The following is a 16,632-nucleotide window of genomic DNA, read 5'->3' on the forward strand; positions in this document are numbered from 1 at the left end:
CATCATCAGGCCGAGTGCTTCGAGCGTCTGGGCCATCTGCAGGCCGCCGACATCGAATGGACGCAGGCCCAGGCTCTCGAGAAAAGTCGACACACGCGCTTTGACCTGCGGATCGTCGGCAGCAAAGAAAGCATCGAGACGGCCTCCCTTCGCCAGGACGTGACCGAAGATCGTGTTGAATGCCTTCACGAGATGTGCATCGGCGGGCAGACCTTTGGCAGTCTCCTCTGCGCCCGAACTGCCATGTGGTGTCACGAGGCCCGACAGATCGGCATTGACCGGGTTAGCGACGTCAATGATCACCTTGCCAGCGAGCGTTTCTCCGAAATCGGACACCACAGCCGCAGCACCGCTATACGGTACGGCGAGGATTACGATGTGGCCCGAAGGCGCGGCTCCGTATGCCCCTGTGGTCGCTCCGGTTGCCAGCCGCTCGGCAAGCGCCTTTGCTTTGGCCGGGTCACGGCTGATGACTTCTACATTATGTCCTGCCTTGGCAATACGGTCGCCGATCGCAGCGGCCATGGTTCCCGAGCCGATGATGCTGATCGTGCTCATGTCTAGTCTCCTGAAAGAGTTGAATTTGTCAGTGATTTCTAAAGGGCGTCAGGCAGCCGGGACGTAATGGCCGTTATCGAAGTCTTCGAGCAGGCCGGGCTGCACGGGTTCCCATCCCAAAGCCTGGCGCGTGATGGCGTTCGACGCGGGGACGTCCAGGGTGACCAGATTCGCGAGGAACCCGAAGTATCCTGGCAACATTAACACATCCGCGGGAATGCTCACCGCGGGCAAGCCCAGACGGCCGCCGATAGCCTCTGCGATCTCGCGGAAGCGGATGCCCTCACTCTCGATTCCGTGCCAGGCTTTTCCAGCTTCGCCCTTCTCAAGGGCCAGACGGAACAGGGAAGCAAGGTCTTGAGCATGCACGGCCGGCCAACGATTGTTGCCGTCGCCGGGATAGCCGATGACGCCCTTTTCCTTGGCAAGCCCGATCAGCAGCGGGATAAAGCCTGCATTGTCTGTCGTGCTGTGCATGACCGGTGGAATCCGCACGACCGAAGACCGCACTCCCCGCTCCGCCAGGCCGATCACGGTCGTTTCTACGATATTGCGAGCCCGTAGGGTCCCTTTATAAACGTCGCCTCCCGGAAGAGCAGGGTCCTCCTCAGTGGCCGGCCTACCAAGGCCGTCCCAACCGGGCGAGCCGATGCTTCCCGAGACGACCAGCGGCTTTCCTGTGCCCTCCAGAGCCTCACCGTACGCGAGCATGATCGAGACCTCCGCGCCGGCTACGGCGTCGAGCCCGCCGGAAGGCAGCAGGTCTTGTCTGTGCGCTACGTGGATAACGCCATCGGCCTCCGCGGCCGCCGCCTTGAGGCCGTCGAGGTCGGAAATATCACCGCGACGAACCTTTGCGCCGAGCGCGGATATCGATGAAGCGGCTGCGTCCGATCGGGCCAGTCCGGTGACTTCGTGTCCGGCCGCGATGAGGTCGGAGATAATATACGGACCGGAATGGCCGGTCCCACCTGTGACGAAAACGTGCATGATACTGTTCCTTGTGAGTGATGGGGATTTGAGAAATTACGTTGTCGGTGGGCTCAACCAGGAAGGCTGACGCCGATTGCGAAGTTGCCGTGTTTGACGGAATGGGCCATGAGGCCCAGCCACAACATGCAGGCATGCTCCAGCGTCCTGGCCATGGTCAGCGGACCGGTATCCATCGCGCGCAGTCCGAGGCTCTCAATGAACGCCGAAACGCGTGCCTTCGCTTGCGCGTCGTCTCCGGCAATAAACACGTCCAGGGGATGGCCCTGGACTGGACCGGACGCCAAGACGCGGGCGTTCTGGGTGTTGAAGGCCTTGACGACTATCGTATTCGCGGGGGCAACCTTGGCGATCTCCTTTGCTCCGAAACTGTCCGGAGGGGTCAGAAAACCCGAAAGGTCGGATTTGATGGGGTTGGTGATGTCGACAAGTATCTTGCCCGCCAGCTTTTCGCCGTACTGCCTCACAACATCGAGAGCGGCTGAGTAAGGAACGGCCAGGATGACGATGTCCCCGGATGGGGCCTCGCCGAACCCTCCCGCCGTCGCATCAGCTCCGATTTCAAGAGCAAGCGCCCCCGCCTTGGCGGCATCACGACTGGTCACTTCGACAGCGTGTCCACCCTTGGCGGCTAAGCCGCCGATAGAGGCTGCCATCCCGCCGGAGCCGATTATACTGATTGTACCCATGTTCCTGCTCCTTGCCTTTTTCGAGGATTTTCTTCGCGTCGTGGGTAGCGCCCGGTTGCCAATAACGGGGAGGCACTGTATCTAACGGATCAGCGATCCATTTATATGGATCAGTGCTCCACATATACGGTTCACTGATCCATTTATCAAGGCAAAACTATGCGAGCAGACGCGAAAAAAAATTACGGCCGCATTCTGGAGGTCGCGCGCACGGTGATCGCCGAGCATGGATCCGACGCGTCGATGCGCGATATTGCCCGTCGGGCCGACGTTGGATTAGCCACTCTGCTTCGTCATTTCCCGACACGAGAGGCGATGTTCGAAGCCTTGCTGTGCACGAACCTGGATGCGCTGACCCAGAAAGCCGTCGCGCTGGAATCGTCGAATCCGCCTGACGTAGCGCTCAGGTCATGGATTCGGGAATGGGTGGAGTTCGCCCGGAGCTATAGAGGTGTCGTGACCATGATGGCGGCGGCCCACACGAACCCGGCCTCAGCGCTTTACGCATCGTGCGCGGCAGTGCACTCGACGAGCGCGCGGCTGCTGTCGAATTCCCAAGCAGAAGGCACGGCACGCCCCGACATGAACGGAGACGACCTTTTCGCGCTGATGACGGCGCTCGGCTGGGCGGTCGATCAGCCATCGTTCGCGCCGAGAGCGGATCATCTCGTTCACCTCATCACGAGCACCGTCCTTTTAGGTCGCGTCGGCTGAACCAAAGACTCGGGGCAGTTGGGTGGGTTACGTGCTCTTGACCGACGGACAATGTTAGTAGAGCCGCATTACCGGAGATAAACCGTGCGCCCCTTCAAGATCGAGATGCCCGAAGAGCAAATCGACGGCCTCAGGCGCCGACTGATGGAGGTAGGGGGTATATCGCCCCACAGTCCGATCCGTGCAACATTGCCTCGTTGTCAAGCCTCGACGGGAACAACCAAATAAGCGGCGTCATCAAAGACCAAAATTACGCACGTTTGCTGCTTCCCGCCCCAACGCCTCCCTGCATCCCTCTTCTCATATTTCACGGCTGAGGCGAACTCGCCTATTGGAGGGTCGAGGATAATCAGGTTATTGGACACCAACGATGATTTGATCAGGAGTTTGCCTTGTCCTCGCTTTACCACAACGCACTCAACGAACTGGCCTCCGTTTTCGATCAGCTCGACCACGCTCAGATCGATGCGGCGGTGAATGTAATCGTCAATGCGCGCCGTATCATGCTTTATGGTGTCGGTCGCGAAGGGCTACAGATCAAAGGCTTAGCAATGCGCCTATACCATCTTGGCCTCGACGTTGCCGTTGTCGGCGATATGACCGTCGCCCATGTCGGCAAGGGCGATCTCTTGATCGTGTCGGCCGGTCCCGGCGATTTTTCCACAGTCGCAGCCCTGATGACGACCGCGCATAAGGACGGTGCTAAGACCCTGTGCTTCACTGCCCAGCCTGACGGTGCCTGCCCAAAAATGGCGGATTGCGTGGTTCACATCCCGGCGCAGACGATGGCTGATGACGTCGGCGTTGCCGCGACCTCGGTACTACCGATGGGCTCGCTTTACGAGGGTGCCCAATACATCCTGTACGAGGGAATGATCCTCAAGTTGAAAGAACGGCTCGGCGTCACCGCGGAAGCGATGCGCGGGAACCACACCAACCTGGAATAACGGCGATCTCCCAAGACGGTTTCGAGCAATGGAGCAGGCGTGAACAACGGATTTTCACTGGAAGCGGAGAGCGATCATCTCAAGGCACGCATTGCCTGGTTCTATTTCGTTGCCGGTCTGACCCAGCAGGAAATTGCCGACCAGCTCGAAATCACCCGGCTGCGCGTCAACAAGATCATTGGCGCCGTTCGCGCCGAGGGCGCTGTCGTGGTCGATCTGCGCATGCCGATGATCGACTGTATCAAGCTTGAGGAAGAGCTGAAGCTGCGTTTCGGGCTGGAAGATGCAATGGTGGTACCGGCGGTGCAGGATCCGCTCGGGTCCCAGCGCACCATAGGCGAGGCGGCAGGCATCATGCTCGATTCGCATGTTTCCCGTCGCCACGGCATCGGTGTCAGCGGCGGCCAGACGCTGAGCTACGCGGTACGTCGCATTTCCGAACGGCGCCTCAAGAGTTCCTGGGTCGTGGGCATGATGGGGGCGGTCACGCGCGGCTCCGGCACCAACACGTTCGAACTTTCGACCGCACTGGCCCAGTCGCTGGATGTCGAGTGTCACTATCTGACGGCGCCGATCTATTGTCCCACCCGTGAAAGCCGGGAAGTGCTGCTTGCGCATGACGAGATCGCGGCGGTCATGGCCAAGGCAGAAGAAGCGGAGATCGCCCTTGTTGCCTGCGGCGACCTGTCCCACCGCTCGCGCGTCATGCCGCTTGGCATCATCCGGGAGAACCTGCCGTCGCTTCTGGAAATGGGCGCTGTCGGTGAGATTCTCGGTTGTTTCCTCGATCCGGAAGGATGCATCCTGCCCCACCCGATCAACCAGTCAATCATGGCGCTGCCGCTGAGCAAACTCAAGGCAAAGCCGGTTTCCATCCTGGCCTCCGGCGGCCGCCACAAATTGCCAATCATCCGTGCCGTGCTGCGGGGTAGATATGTAAACCGGCTCGTTACCGACGATGTCGTCGCGCGCGCGCTAATTTACGAATCCTGACCGAACCCGCTCAAATCGATTTTTCTCAACTCTTTCAAGCCGTCCGCATTGCAAATGTGGGGCGGCTTTTTGCATTTGCACAGGTTTTGACATCGATTTCTTGCGTTGCGATATAGATGTAAATTTAAAATTACACATACTTGTATTTTGTAATTTACATCTGATACAGTGACTGAGTGGATGTGGATCGGGAGGAGGTCCGCGACCGCCTGCATGCGTAAGGCACGGTCACGGATGGTTTTTCTGGTTTAAAACGCCATAGCCCTTTTAAAGTGGAGGAAATCATGAAGAGAATTACGCTTTCGCTGCTTGCCGCAGCAGCACTCATCGTCCCCGGCGCCGTCATGGCACAGGACGCCCCCGGCATGGTCAAGAAGGAAAGTTACCGCTTCGTCATCATACCGAAGGTCGTCCATCCGTGGTTCGACAAGGTGAACGATGGCGCCAAACAGGCTGCCGCCGTCATCAAAGCGCAGACGGGTTCCGACGTTCAGATCGACTACAGCGCGCCGCAGCAGGCCGACGTTGTCCAGCAGAACCAGATCCTCGAAAGCTCCATCGCCACCCGTCCCGATGGCATCGCCATCGACCTTCTCGATGCCAGCGGCAACCGCGCCTCCCTCGAGGAAGCGATCGGCCAGGAAATTCCGGTCACAATCTTCGATTCCGTTCCGCCTGCAGACATGAACCTGACGAGCATCGGCAACGACTTCTGCGAACAGGCCAACATCGCCGCTCGCCGCCTCGTCGAGCTGCTTGGTGAAAAGGGTGAAGTCGCGATCATGATGGGCGTGCCGAGCGCGCCAAACCACGCCATCCGCGCTGAGTGCCACCAAAAGATCTTCGACCAGTATCCGAACATGAAGGTCGTCGCGACCGGCATCGACAATGACGACATCGAGACCGCGCAGAAGCAAGCCGCTGCGATCATGCAGGCCAACCCCAACCTAAAGGGCTGGGTTGCCTCGGACGCTGCTGGCCCGATCGGTATCGGTCAGGCCATCCAGGAAGCCGGCAAGGTCGGTCAGGTCACCCTCGTCGGCCTCGACGACTTGCCGGAAATGCTGCAGCTGATCCGAGACGGCGTTGCCGACAGCTCGTCCTCGACGAAGCCTGAAATGCAGGGCTACTGGGCTGTCATGACCATGTGGCAGAAGGCGATCGGCCTCGACACACCGAAATACATCGACACCGGCATCGCCATCCTGAACAAGGACAATGTCGGCCAATAAGCTACGCGCGGTCACCGGCTCTCACGGCCGGTGACCCTGCATCCTCGACCAGGGGTGCAACCCGACGACGGCTGGTGGCCGCCGCAACCGGCAGTTCAAGACCAGGATCCAGACATGGCATTTCTTGAAATCAAGGGAATAGGACGCGACTTTCCCGGCGTCACGGCGCTCGATGGCGTCGACCTGAAGCTTGAACTCGGCCGGGTGCACATTCTCGCCGGCGAAAATGGCGCGGGTAAATCCACTCTCGTCAAGATTGTCACCGGCTCCGACACGCCGAGCCGCGGAACAATTTTCATTGACGGCAAGAATGCCGCCGAAACGCCGGACCTGTTCAAATATGTCGGCTACGTGCCGCAAGAACTCAATCTGTTCCCGCATCTGAGCGTCGCGGAAAACCTCTTCATCCCTTATGCCGTCTCCGGCTTTTCCCCACGCATCGTCGATTTCAAGGCGATCGAGAAGGAAGCGCAGATCTATCTCGACCGCTTCGCCATCGAGGCGCGCCCGTCCGATCTGGTACGCAACATTTCCGTCTCCGACCAGCAGCTCCTGCAGATTGCGCGCGCATCCACCAACAAGCAGATGAAGGTGCTGATCCTTGACGAGCCGACATCGGCGCTGACACGAACGGAAGTCGACCGGGTGTTCAAGGTCATCAACGATTTCCGCAGCGCCGATCACGCCATCGTCTTCATCTCGCACAAGATGGACGAGGTCTTTACGATCGGCGACGACTACACGATCCTGCGCAACGGCGAAAAGGTCGAAGACGGCAAGATCGCCGATATCACGGAAACCGACCTTATCCGGGGCATGTCGGGATCCGAGCTGGCTTTCAGCGAAAATTTCTGGCCGGTCGCCCAGCCGGCAGCCCCCGACGAGACCATCATCGACGTCAAGAGCCTCTCCGGTCACCGTTTTCAGGATGTGTCCTTCACCCTGAAGCGGGGAGAGATTCTTGGCTTCGCGGGTCTCGTCGGCGCCGGGCGCTCCGAAATCATGCAGACCCTGTTCGGGTTCCTCAATGCCAAGGCGGGCAGCGTCACCGTCAAGGGCAAGCCCTGGACCCTGGGCGATACGAACTACAGCGTCCGCAACGGCATGCTTTACCTGTCCGAAGAGCGCAAGCATCACGGCATTCTGCCGATGCTCAGCGTGCGCGAGAATGTCGGCATTTCCATCCTTGCCCAGACGGCCAGCTGGCTTGGTATTTCTGCGCCGAAGGAAAAATCTGCGGTCGCGGATATCATCCGCACCTATGACATCAAAACCGAGAGCATGAACAAGAAGATCGCGTTTCTCTCGGGCGGCAACCAGCAGAAGGCAATCATCGGTCGCGCCATGGCCACCAAGCCGGACGTGCTGATTTTCGACGAGCCGACCAAGGGTATCGACGTTCGCACAAAGGCGGAAATCTACCGCATCATGAAGACACTGGCTGAAAGCGGCGTCGGCATCATCCTCGTTTCATCGGAAATGGATGAGCTGCGCAAATGCGCCAACCGCATCATCACAATGTACACCGGCAGACTTACCGGAAGCTTCGAGACCGCGACGACGAGCAATGAACAGCTCGTGGGAGCGATCTTCGGTTCGGAGACCAAAAACAATGCAGCGTAAACCCCTCTCCCTTCTCGTGACGAACCCGCTTGCCGGCGTTTTCGTGGCACTTGTCATCATCTTCGTCGTTTCCGCGATCCTGTCGCCGTACTTCCTAACGTCGTACAACATGTCGGTCATCGCCCGCTCGCTGGCTTTCGTCGGTCTCGTTACGATCGGCCAGGCAATGCTGCTCATCCTCGGGGAGCTCGATCTGTCGCTCGGCGTCATCGGCGGCCTCTGCGGCGTCATTGCCGGCATGCTGATGGTGAATTTCGGTATCAACCCGGCGGTCGCCTTTGCAGGCGGACTTGCCATGGGTGCGGCACTCGGTTTCTTCAACGGCTTCATGGTCACATCCATGCGCCTGCATTCGCTGGTCCTGACCATCGGAACCGCCGGCATTTTCGGTGGTATCAACCTGGTCCTGACCAAGGGCGTGGCAATCACCAACCTGCCCAAGGAAATCCAGTTTCTCGGCCGGGGCGACTTGCTCGGCGTGCCGGTTCCCTTCGTCATCATGATCGTGGTGCTTGCCATCGCAACCTTCATTACGCTGAAGACGCCGTTCGGTCGTTACATGTACGCAATCGGCAACAACAAGGCCGCCGCGCGCATGCTCGGCATCCGGGTCGACCGTATCCGGGTATTGGTCTTCACCATTGCCGGCTTCCTTTCGGCGCTTGCCGGCCTGCTGATGGTGGCGCGTCTCGGCACGGCACAGCCCTCGATCGGCGAGACCTGGGTGCTGCCGCCTATCGCCGCCTCCGTCATCGGCGGCGTGGCAACGACCGGCGGCATCGGCACGCCACTTGGCGCGATCCTCGGTGCCGGCATCATCGCCATCATCGAGAATATCATCGTGCTCTTCGGCGTCTCGCCCTATTGGCAGGGTGTCGTCAGCGGCGTGATCGTCGTGCTCGCCATCTCGTTCGATGCGATCTCCCGGCGGTACATCCGCAAGGAACTGTAGCGGCCCGGCGGATTTCCCGCCGACCTCGATCTTGAATGACCCGGCTGTTCCTGCGCCCGTTATGGCGAGGTTGCCGGACCCGTGTGTGGAGGAAAGATATGAAACTCGGTTTGAACCTGTCTTTTGCGATCAAGCGCTGGCTCGGCGGCCAACGCCTGGCATCCGTCGTGAAGAACGATCTCGGCATGGATTACGTTCAGTTTACCTGGGATCTCGTCGATCCGTGGTGGCCGGAAACCCAGCGCGACCGTCTGGCGCGCGATTATGCCAAGGGCTTTGCCGAGGCCGGTGTCACGGTCGAGAGCACCTTCGGCGGGCTGGCCTCCTACACCTACAACCATTTCCTGTCACCCAATGAGGATCTGCGGGCGATGGGCAAGGAACACCTGAGGCGCGCCATCGATATGACCGGCGAGATGCAGGTGCCGGCTGCCGGCATGCCGTTCGGTTCCTACTCCGCCGACGATGCCGTCAACCCGGCCCGCCGTGAGGAAATCTACAAGCTGGCGCTGCAGTCGATTGTCGATCTGTCGCGTCATGCCAAGGCGCGGGGATTGTCGAAGCTGATGATCGAGCCGGTACCGCTGGCAACGGAATTCCCCTCCTCCGCGGCGGATTCGTTGCGTCTTATGAAAGATCTCGACGGCGCGACCGACGTGCCTGTGAGGCTGCTGGTGGATTGGGGCCATGCTCTGTTCACACCGCTATTCAAGGAAGATGCGGACATGGAGCACTGGATGCGTACGTGCGGCGATTATATCGACGCCTATCACATCCAGCAGACGGACGGCCTGCTCGACCGTCACTGGAATTTCACCCATGAGGGCATCGTGACGCCCGAGCGGCTGCGGGACTTCTGGAAGAAGCATGCTTTGACGGACCAGACCTACCTGATGGAAATCATCTACGCCTTCGAGGAAACGGATGAATTCGTTCTCGAAGACATGAAGAAAGCTGTGGCGCTGCTCAAGCAGGCTGCCTGAAATGACGACCGACGCGGCGGTCCGCTGACCTATGCCAACGCCCCGCCTGCGCCAACTCCAAGGAATCCTGCCGTGACGAAGACAAAGAAACTGATGAATTCCCCCGAAACGATCATTCCTGAAATGATCGAGGGCATGCTGGGTGCGCATTCCGATATCCTCACTTCCTTCGGCGCGACAGGCCGGGTTCTGGTGGCGATCGACGGGCCGCGCGACGGCAAGGTCGGCATCGTCGTCGGCGGCGGCTCGGGCCACGAGCCAGCCTTTTCGGGCTATGTCGGACGCGGCTTGGCGGATGCCTCAGCTATCGGCAACGTCTTTGCCTCCCCCTCCCCGGAGCCGATCCTTGAAGCTACGCGCGCGGCCAACGGTGGCGCAGGCGTACTTTACCTCTATGGCAACTACTCGGGCGACGTGATGAACTTCGACATGGCGGCAGAGCACGCCAAGCGCGAGGGCATCGAGGTCCGCTCGATCCCCGTGACCGACGACGTCGCCTCGGCAACCTCTGAACGGACCGGTGACCGCCGCGGTATCGCAGGTGACTTCTTCGTGTTCAAGATCGCGGGCGCTGCGGCAGACCGGATGGGCACGCTGGACGAAGTCGAAGCGGTCACCCGCAAGGCCAACCGGCTCACCGCCACCATGGGCGTGGCGCTTGGCGCCTGCTCCTTGCCGCAGACCCTAAAGCCGAATTTCGAGATCGGTGACGACCAGATGGAAATCGGCATGGGCGTGCATGGCGAGCCCGGCATCCGCCGTGCGGCCGTGGAAACCGCCGATGAGGTGACCGCCGAACTGATGGAGCATATCCAGGGTGAGTTGAAGCTCGTCAAGGGCGACAAGGTGGCGCTTCTCGTCAACGGTCTTGGCTCCACTTCACCGATGGAGCTCTATCTGCTGCATCGCCGGGCCAAGCTCATTCTCGACGATCTCGGCGTCGGCATCCATCGTTCTTTCGTCGGCGAATATGTGACCTCGCTGGAAATGGCAGGCGCATCGATCACCCTGCTCAAGCTCGATGACGAGTTGACCTCCCTGCTCGATCATCCCTGTCTCGCACCGGCCCTGCGCGTCGGCCCGCCGCCAGTTCCGGTATCTCAACAGTTTTCCGACCGGCTGAAGCGCATCGCAGCCGAACACCCGACCGAAGCCAAGGTGCAGGCTGCCTCCACCGGCGCAGTCGACGGGGAAGGCGATCTTACGGCAGCGATATTTGCCGAGATGGTGCGCAAGGTTTCGTTCGCGATCGAAGACCGTGCGGACTGGCTATCGGAACTGGACGGCGTCATCGGTGACGGTGACCACGGCGTGACCATGGGTATCGGCTGGCGTGCCGTTCGCACCGAAATCGCTGAAATCGGCGCTCGGGAAAGCATTGAGGAAATCTGCCGCCGCATCGCGAAGGCGTTTCTCGATGCAGTCGGCGCCTCTTCTGGTCCGCTCTACGCCAGCGCATTCCTGCGCGCCGGCGAAACGACGGGCGGACGCCAACGCCTAGACCCTGCAGGCGTGGTGGCGTTTCTGAACGGAGCCTCGAATGGTGTGCGCGAGCGTGGCAAGGCCGAACCCGGCGACAAGACCATGGTCGACGCCTGGGTTCCTGCTGTCGAGCAGGCACAGAGAGCGCTGGCCGAGGGCGGCGATATCGTCGATTGCCTGCGGGCAGCGGCCGCCGGTGCCGAACGCGGTATGAAGGCGACGGCCAACATCGCGGCCCGCCGCGGACGCTCCGCCAAGCTTGGCGAGCGCTCGCTCGGTCACATCGATCCCGGCTCGGCCTCAACTTTTCTGATGATCGATGCCATGCGCCAGTCTTTCGAGACCCAGACGCTCGACCCGGTCAGCCGCGCCCAGCGCCCCTCTCGCATATCTTGAATGGAACGGCATGCAAACGCCACCGCGTCAATCATATGCGGTGGCGTTTTGTTGGGGGCCTGCTTCACATCCACGTTGTCAGAAGGCCTGAACCAAGGCCCGATGCTCAATGATGACCTTTTCAAACAACGGGACAGCACCCCTACGCGACATCGTCGCGGCTTGGTCGCCGCTCGGTCCTCTGTTTGGTGCGCAGGACACGCTGCCGATCAGGCTGTTTCCTGTTTCGCCCGGCTTTCGATTCCCCGGTCACGCCAATGTCCCCTCGCCCGCTCGTGATTCCTATCCCGAACGGCGCGTAGGCTGCTGATAGCAACTCAACATCTGGAAGATGAGAATCGAACGGACGCAATCTGTTTCGACCGACCGACACCTTGTTAGAGTGGTGGTGGAGGGCTGTTGCGCGGCGGCAAGGGCACTTCACTCAGCCGCGATCGCAGTCTGCTTCCACGGTTTAGCCGCGTCGCACATTTGTTTGAGAGCCTGGCTTACGATCGCGAATGCGTACGTAGTCCGGGCGACAACTCGCTTGCTCTCTGCCCCATCTTTACCTGCTTGCCGCTTCCACGAAGGCATCGAAGATGCGAGTTCCGGGGTGGCTTTCGGCGGCAAGCCTTTCAGGGTGCCATTGCAGGCCCATGGCAAAAGACGACGACGGGACTTCTATCGCTTCGACAACGCCGTCCGGGCCGCGGGCGGTAACGACCACCGCATCGGAGACCTCGACGATGGCTTCGCGGTGAAACGTATTGACGCTGAATGTTTCGGCTTTGAAAATATCCGCCATTCTGGTGCCCTGCCGGATTTCGACGTCATGGCGCATCCCTTCCCGGTCGTGCACGATAGCTCCGGCCCATGAAGACTGTACGTCCGACATCATCCGGCAGCCGTTCAGGCAGCCGAGCATCTGCATGCCGTTGCAGATGCCGAGGACGGGTTTGTCGCGCTCGAGAAAACCTTTCATCAATGCCATTTCGACATCAAGCCGATCGGATGCCGGATAACGGGACTGATCGCCTTCGACGTACCATTCCATGGGGAAATGGATGCGTCCCCCGACACTCAGAAATCCGTCGAACTCTTCGACGGTGTGACCGACCATCTCGGGCGCAAAAGGTATTCCGAAAGCGTAGGCGCCTGCCCGGCTGATGGCGCGAAAGTAATCTTTCGAGATTTCATAACCGCCGCCACCGGCGCTTGTGTTCTCGTCCATGATGACGGCGATTTTCGGCTTGCGGTGCATTGTGTTCCAACCTGTTGTTCAGCGCACGGGCTTTCCGCAGCTGCGACGGGACCTGCGATTTATACGTATCGAGTTCGAAGATGCTTCTGCAATCTCAAACGATTTTGCTCGACCGTATCATGGCAACGCCACGCGGACCCGGTGATGCGGGGCAATCTCGATAAGCTCGGAAGATGCGGGCGGGGTGAAGACGTCAGCAGATGTGGTGCCGTCCGACACGAAGCTGCGAGCGGCAAGCGGCGGCTTGCCTGCAAATCGATCCTCTAACATCGCTGTGTCGAGCGTGGCATCCGGATCGGGAATGGCGGCAATCAGCCGGCGCGTATAGGGATGCGTGGGCGCCTCGAAGATATCGCGCCAGCCGCCCTCCTCCACGATCTGGCCAAAATACATCACCAGGACACGGTCACTCATATGCTCCACGACACTGAGATCGTGGCTGATCATCAGATAGGACAGGCCGAGTTTCTCCTGCAGATCGAGCAGCAGATTGATGATCTGCGCCCGGATCGACACGTCGAGTGCCGATACAGGCTCGTCGAGTACGACGATCTCGGGCTCGAGAATGAGGGCACGGGCGATCCCGATGCGCTGGCGCTGGCCACCGGAAAATTCATGCGGATAGCGGCCGGCATGTTCGGGCGTCAGGCCGACATTGGCCAGCATGGCCTCAATGCGATCGGAAATCTCCGACGCTGCGGTTACGCCGTGCAGCCGAAGCGGTGCGGCGAGCGACGTGCGAACGGACTGGCGCGGGTTGAGCGAAGCGTAAGGATCCTGGAACACCATCTGCACCGCCTTGGCGCGCTGCATCCGCCCCGGTGCGCCATCTCCCGCGAGCGGCTGGCCGCGGTAGCGGATCGTACCCTTTGTCGGCTCCTGCAGGCCGAGGATCGATAACGCGGTTGTAGACTTGCCGCAGCCGGATTCGCCGACGATGGAGAGGCATTCGCCTTTGGAGAGCGAAAAACTGATGCCGTTCACCGCGTGCAGCATGCGCCTGCCTCTGCCAAGCAGGCCACCCCCGGAAATCGGGAACTGGACATGCAGGTCGTCCACCTGCAACAGCGGGACGGTCATGGCTGGCTTCCTCCGGCGATGCGCGGCGCGATAAAGCGGGTTTCGGTCAGCTTCGAGCGATCCGCGATGATGCTATCGATATCGACCAATCGCTTTCGGCCATGCTGACTGCGGCTGCCAAGGCGTGGCAGGGCTCCGAGCAGTCCGCGGGTGTAATCGTGCCGAGGCGTATCAAACAGCGCGCGCGTCTCGTTTTCTTCGACCAGACAGCCAGAGTACATGACGCCCACGCGCTGGCAGACGCTGGCGATCACTCCGAGATCGTGGCTGATGAGAAGCACCGCCGTACCGCGTTCGGCGCACAGTTCCTTGATCAGGCGCAGCACTTCGGCCTGTACGGTTACGTCGAGGGCCGTCGTCGGTTCGTCGGCGATCAGCAGGTCGGGATTGCAGGCAAGAGCCATGGCGATCATCACGCGCTGGCGCAGGCCGCCCGACATCTGATGCGGATAGTTTTTCGCGCGCCGGTCTGGATTGGGCACCCGCACGCTGGCCAGTGCCTCGACGGCGAGCCTATGCGCTTCGCTCCAGCTCTTGCCCTGATGCAGCACGAACATTTCGGCAATCTGCCGGCCGACGGTGGACAACGGGTTCAGCGCGGTCATCGGTTCCTGAAAGATCATGGCGATGCGGTTGCCACGCAGGCGTCGCATCGCCCGCTTCGGCATCGCCAGCAGGTTCTGTTCCTTGAACAGGATTTCGCCGCTGGAGACGGCAAGCGGCTTCTTCAGCAGGCCCATCACGGCAAGCGACGTTACCGATTTGCCGGAACCGGATTCACCGACGAGACCATAGGCTTCTCCGGGCATGATCTGAAAGGACACGCTCTTGAGAAGCGGGTGAACGGAGCGGCCGATCGCCACGCCCAATTGCAGGTTTCTGATGTCGAGCAGCGGCGCGGTCATGGCTTGCGCGTCCTCATGTGCGGATCAAGGCTGTCGCGCAGCCCGTCGCCGAGAAGGTTGAAGCCGAGTACCGACAGGAAGATGGCCAAGCCGGGAAAGATGGCGACCCACGGTGCAAGCTGGATGAGCTGGCGCGCATCCGTCAGCATCGAGCCCCAGCTCGGGAACGGTGGCTGAATGCCAAGGCCAAGGAAGGAAAGAGCCGCTTCGGACAGCACCGCCGAGCCCATGCCCAGCGTTGCCATGACGAGGATCGGGCCCATCATGTTGGGCAGGATCTGCGTGAACATGATGCGCAGGTCTCCGTAGCCGAGCGTTTGCGCCGCCTGCACGTAGCCCTGCGATTTCAGCGACAGTGTCGAGGAGCGGGCGATGCGGCACGTCCAACTCCAGTTGGTGAAGCCCAGCGCGACGAGGAGCGACGGCAGGCCCGGTCCCAGCACGGCCATGACGGCGAGCGCGAAGATCAGGGAAGGAATGGCGAGCATGACATTGGTGAGGCCGTTCACCAGGTCGTCCCACCAGCCACCCCAGTAGCCGGCGGTCATGCCAAGGGTGATGCCGATAATCGAATTGATCACCTGCGAAACGATGCCGACGGTCAGCGAGATCTGCGCGCCATAGAGGATGCGGGTGTAGACGTCGCGTCCCTGCGCATCGGTGCCAAACCAGAAAGTGGCGTCGGGCGGGAGTTCCGAACTCATCAGGTCGGCGTCAAGCACCGGATCGAAATGGGCAAGCCAGGGGGCGAGCACGCCCGCAAAGATCACCAGCGCCGTCAGGCCCGCGCCGAGCCAGACGTTGAAGCCGAAACGCATGGGCGTCACTCCTGCTTGATGCGCGGATCGATCGCGGCATAGATCAGATCGACGGCCGTATTGATGACGAGGAACCAGAGCACGATGACCAGGATCGTGCCTTGGACCACGGGAATGTCGCGGATCGAAACGCTGTCCACCAGCAGCGATCCGATGCCGGGCCAGGCGAAGAGTTTTTCAATGACGACAGCCTGGCCGATCAGCGAACCGAACTGCAGGCCGACCGTGGTGACGATCAGCACCAGCGCATTGCGCGCCACATGCCAGCGGACCACCTTGATCTCGCTCATGCCCTTGGAATGCGCGGTGCGGATGAAATCGGCGCTGAGCACGTCGAGCACGCCCGCCCGCGTCGTGCGCGCCAGCAATGCGAGCGGCGTGACGCCGAGCGTGACGGCCGGAAGGATGAGGTTCTGGAACGACCCGTTGCCATAGCCGAAACTCGGCAGCCAGTTCAGTTGCAGCGCGAAGAGATACATCATCAGCAGGCCGAGCCAGAATTGCGGCACGGAGAGGCCCGAAACCGCGCCGATCATCGTGACAGTATCGAGCACCGATCCCGGCCGCATCGCGGCGAGGAAACCGAGCGGCACGCCGACGACAAGGGCAAAGACCATGGCGGCGATCGCCAGCTTCAAGGACGCGCCCATCCGGTCGTTGATCAGATCGATCACCGGCTGGCGGGTGCGGAAACTGGTGCCCAGATCGAACTGCGCAAGGTCCGTGACATAGGACACGAAGCGCTCGACCAGCGGCTTGTTGAGACCGAATTCCTCGTTCAGACGGGCAATCATCTGCGGGTCGGCCGCGCGTTTGCCATCGGCGAAAAGACTGGCGGCAAAGGTGCCGGGCACCACGGAAAAGATAACGAAGATCAGCAGCGCCACCACAATCAGCGTGGGTATGATCTGCAGGATACGGCGCAGGGTGAAACGAAGCATCGGCGGTTCCGTTTTGGCCGCCTGTGGCGGTGCGGCAATCGATACCGAGGCGACCATGATACTCCATGGCCGCCCCGTATTTTCCA

General features: G+C 60.7%; 16 protein-coding genes. 8 read left to right on the forward strand and 8 right to left on the reverse strand.

What is annotated here, in order from left to right:
- The 3 genes from VL202_RS24455 to VL202_RS24465 form a co-directional block, all read right to left on the reverse strand.
- A partial coding sequence (locus tag VL202_RS24455) for an NADPH-dependent F420 reductase (protein ID WP_325466715.1) occupies positions 1-594 on the reverse strand: 594 nt, incomplete at its 3' end.
- 12 nt (positions 595-606) lie between these two features.
- A complete protein-coding gene (locus tag VL202_RS24460) occupies positions 607-1,548 on the reverse strand; it encodes an SDR family oxidoreductase (protein WP_325466653.1) in 942 nt (313 codons plus the stop codon).
- A 53-nt stretch (positions 1,549-1,601) separates the two neighbouring features.
- Positions 1,602-2,237 carry an NADPH-dependent F420 reductase gene (locus VL202_RS24465; RefSeq protein WP_325466654.1) on the reverse strand — a complete coding sequence of 212 codons (636 nt, stop codon included), beginning with the start codon at positions 2,235-2,237 and terminating at the stop codon, positions 1,602-1,604.
- Positions 2,238-2,396: 159 nt separating this feature from the next.
- Here VL202_RS24465 and VL202_RS24470 point away from each other — a divergent pair, with 159 nt between their 5' ends.
- The 8 genes from VL202_RS24470 (at position 2,397) to dhaL (ending at position 11,559) form a co-directional block, all read left to right on the forward strand.
- On the forward strand, positions 2,397-2,951 hold the full coding sequence (locus VL202_RS24470) for a helix-turn-helix domain-containing protein (protein ID WP_325466655.1): 555 nt from the start codon (positions 2,397-2,399) through the stop codon (positions 2,949-2,951).
- Positions 2,952-3,343: 392 nt separating this feature from the next.
- On the forward strand, positions 3,344-3,898 hold the full coding sequence (locus VL202_RS24475; RefSeq protein ID WP_325466656.1) for an SIS domain-containing protein: 555 nt from the start codon (positions 3,344-3,346) through the stop codon (positions 3,896-3,898).
- Positions 3,899-3,937: 39 nt separating this feature from the next.
- Entirely contained in the window at positions 3,938-4,891 is a 954-nt protein-coding gene (locus VL202_RS24480) for a sugar-binding transcriptional regulator (protein WP_325466657.1), read from the forward strand.
- Between the two features lie 284 nt (positions 4,892-5,175).
- On the forward strand, positions 5,176-6,123 hold the full coding sequence (locus tag VL202_RS24485) for a substrate-binding domain-containing protein (RefSeq protein WP_325466658.1): 948 nt from the start codon (positions 5,176-5,178) through the stop codon (positions 6,121-6,123).
- Positions 6,124-6,237: 114 nt separating this feature from the next.
- Positions 6,238-7,746 carry a sugar ABC transporter ATP-binding protein gene (locus tag VL202_RS24490; protein WP_325466659.1) on the forward strand — a complete coding sequence of 503 codons (1,509 nt, stop codon included), beginning with the start codon at positions 6,238-6,240 and terminating at the stop codon, positions 7,744-7,746.
- Positions 7,736-8,698: an ABC transporter permease gene (locus tag VL202_RS24495; protein ID WP_325466660.1), complete on the forward strand. Its 963-nt coding sequence runs from the start codon at positions 7,736-7,738 to the stop codon at positions 8,696-8,698. Before VL202_RS24490 ends, VL202_RS24495 begins: the two co-directional genes overlap by 11 nt.
- 98 nt (positions 8,699-8,796) lie before the next feature.
- On the forward strand, positions 8,797-9,681 hold the full coding sequence (locus tag VL202_RS24500; protein WP_325466661.1) for a sugar phosphate isomerase/epimerase family protein: 885 nt from the start codon (positions 8,797-8,799) through the stop codon (positions 9,679-9,681).
- A 72-nt stretch (positions 9,682-9,753) separates the two neighbouring features.
- The gene (gene dhaL / locus VL202_RS24505; protein WP_325466662.1) at positions 9,754-11,559 is read left to right on the forward strand and encodes a dihydroxyacetone kinase subunit DhaL; all 1,806 of its coding nucleotides are present in this window, start codon (positions 9,754-9,756) and stop codon (positions 11,557-11,559) included.
- A gap of 547 nt (positions 11,560-12,106) precedes the next feature.
- On the opposite strand, the gene VL202_RS24510 is transcribed toward dhaL, so the two are convergent.
- The 5 genes from VL202_RS24510 to VL202_RS24530 form a co-directional block, all read right to left on the reverse strand.
- Complete coding sequence (locus tag VL202_RS24510; RefSeq protein WP_325466663.1) at positions 12,107-12,802, reverse strand: gamma-glutamyl-gamma-aminobutyrate hydrolase family protein; 696 nt, start codon at positions 12,800-12,802, stop codon at positions 12,107-12,109.
- Positions 12,803-12,919: 117 nt separating this feature from the next.
- Positions 12,920-13,882 carry an ATP-binding cassette domain-containing protein gene (locus tag VL202_RS24515; protein WP_325466664.1) on the reverse strand — a complete coding sequence of 321 codons (963 nt, stop codon included), beginning with the start codon at positions 13,880-13,882 and terminating at the stop codon, positions 12,920-12,922.
- A complete protein-coding gene (locus VL202_RS24520) occupies positions 13,879-14,787 on the reverse strand; it encodes an ABC transporter ATP-binding protein (protein ID WP_325466665.1) in 909 nt (302 codons plus the stop codon). Before VL202_RS24520 ends, VL202_RS24515 begins: the two co-directional genes overlap by 4 nt.
- Complete coding sequence (locus VL202_RS24525) at positions 14,784-15,605, reverse strand: ABC transporter permease (protein ID WP_325466666.1); 822 nt, start codon at positions 15,603-15,605, stop codon at positions 14,784-14,786. Before VL202_RS24525 ends, VL202_RS24520 begins: the two co-directional genes overlap by 4 nt.
- A gap of 5 nt (positions 15,606-15,610) precedes the next feature.
- Positions 15,611-16,546 (reverse strand): ABC transporter permease, encoded by a 936-nt coding sequence (locus tag VL202_RS24530; protein ID WP_325466667.1) that lies wholly within the window; start codon positions 16,544-16,546, stop codon positions 15,611-15,613.
- Between the last annotated feature and the right edge of the window lie 86 nt (positions 16,547-16,632).

The organism is Pararhizobium sp., from assembly GCF_035497515.1.
Classification (GTDB): Bacteria; Pseudomonadota; Alphaproteobacteria; order Rhizobiales; family Rhizobiaceae; genus Pararhizobium.

Bases quoted from the DNA above. Each gene is read 5' to 3' on its own strand.
- VL202_RS24460 (WP_325466653.1), bottom strand. From the start codon at position 1,548: ATGCACGTTTTCGTCACAGGTGGGACCGGCCATTCCGGTCCGTATATT.
- VL202_RS24465 (WP_325466654.1), bottom strand. From the start codon at position 2,237: ATGGGTACAATCAGTATAATCGGCTCCGGCGGGATGGCAGCCTCTATC.
- VL202_RS24470 (WP_325466655.1), top strand. From the start codon at position 2,397: ATGCGAGCAGACGCGAAAAAAAATTACGGCCGCATTCTGGAGGTCGCG.
- VL202_RS24485 (WP_325466658.1), top strand. From the start codon at position 5,176: ATGAAGAGAATTACGCTTTCGCTGCTTGCCGCAGCAGCACTCATCGTC.
- VL202_RS24490 (WP_325466659.1), top strand. From the start codon at position 6,238: ATGGCATTTCTTGAAATCAAGGGAATAGGACGCGACTTTCCCGGCGTC.
- VL202_RS24495 (WP_325466660.1), top strand. From the start codon at position 7,736: ATGCAGCGTAAACCCCTCTCCCTTCTCGTGACGAACCCGCTTGCCGGC.
- VL202_RS24500 (WP_325466661.1), top strand. From the start codon at position 8,797: ATGAAACTCGGTTTGAACCTGTCTTTTGCGATCAAGCGCTGGCTCGGC.
- VL202_RS24510 (WP_325466663.1), bottom strand. From the start codon at position 12,802: ATGCACCGCAAGCCGAAAATCGCCGTCATCATGGACGAGAACACAAGC.
- VL202_RS24515 (WP_325466664.1), bottom strand. From the start codon at position 13,882: ATGACCGTCCCGCTGTTGCAGGTGGACGACCTGCATGTCCAGTTCCCG.
- VL202_RS24520 (WP_325466665.1), bottom strand. From the start codon at position 14,787: ATGACCGCGCCGCTGCTCGACATCAGAAACCTGCAATTGGGCGTGGCG.
- VL202_RS24525 (WP_325466666.1), bottom strand. From the start codon at position 15,605: ATGCGTTTCGGCTTCAACGTCTGGCTCGGCGCGGGCCTGACGGCGCTG.
- VL202_RS24530 (WP_325466667.1), bottom strand. From the start codon at position 16,546: ATGCTTCGTTTCACCCTGCGCCGTATCCTGCAGATCATACCCACGCTG.